General features: G+C 33.9%; 2 protein-coding genes. One reads left to right on the top strand and one right to left on the bottom strand.

The features are described 5' to 3' along the window. The coding region (locus JCM15548_RS26520) for a type II toxin-antitoxin system PemK/MazF family toxin (protein ID WP_162198315.1) at positions 1-168 on the top strand (168 nt) is incomplete at its 5' end. Between the two features lie 13 nt (positions 169-181). Here JCM15548_RS26520 and JCM15548_RS20700 read toward each other — a convergent pair. Then, entirely contained in the window at positions 182-421 is a 240-nt protein-coding gene (locus tag JCM15548_RS20700; RefSeq protein WP_062129141.1) for a hypothetical protein, read from the bottom strand. Positions 422-871 lie beyond the last annotated feature (450 nt).

The following is an 871-nucleotide window of genomic DNA, read 5'->3' as shown; positions in this document are numbered from 1 at the left end:
CCTTATCCTTTTAGGGTAAAATGCAAGGTTTCCGGAAAGATGGGATCTATCGCTTTGGACCAAATACGGTGCATTGATAAAAGCCGGTTGGCAAAAAAAATGGATCAGTTATCTACTGTTGAGATTTCAAAAGTAAAGGGAATATTGGAAGAAATGCTGATTAAATAAAGCTGCCTTTGGATTAAAATTCCATATTATCTTGTTTGTCAACTCGTGAATTTCTTATCTCATTAATTATTTCATCAGTATCACGCGAATCTTCCCATGCTCCAGACAAATCTTTTAAACTTATTTTCACTTCTTGTTTTTCTTCAATGGATTCAGTCAGTTTAATAATGAGTCTTTTCTTAGAACTGTTGTCTAAACGTGACAGAAAACCAAAGTATTTGTCAATAGTATTATTCGTCAAAGCTAAGCCCATAACTAAATTTTTCTTTAAAGATACATTTTTTTTCTGAAAGCTATTCAATCATATCTAAAGAACAGCAATTTAGTAATAAACCTTTCTCCAAGCTAGTGCGCGTTTCATAAATCTAAACCCTGATATCATTCATCATACTGAAAGATATCTTATTTTTGCATTGAAAGAAATATCTATCTGATAACCAATATAGGTCATCTTATTTCGGCCAATAAATTGCTTGGAATGTCCGACATCGTGAGTTTTGCACAACCAATAGTGCAATTATTAAAAAAAGTGTTGATTCTGTTGTGCATTTTGTATCTTTGTTTAAATAACTCCAAAGCCATGAGGACACTTTATCAGAAATTTGAAACACTTTTACAAAATACAAGCACCGACTTTAAGCGTTACCTGTACCACGAAGTCGCCTGGGATAGCCGAATGATAGGCATCATTGGTCCCCGTGGG

The sequence above is a fragment of the Geofilum rubicundum JCM 15548 genome (assembly GCF_000974365.1).
GTDB lineage: Bacteria > Bacteroidota > Bacteroidia > Bacteroidales > Marinilabiliaceae > Geofilum > Geofilum rubicundum.
This window is presented reverse-complemented; position numbering and strand designations above follow the sequence as displayed.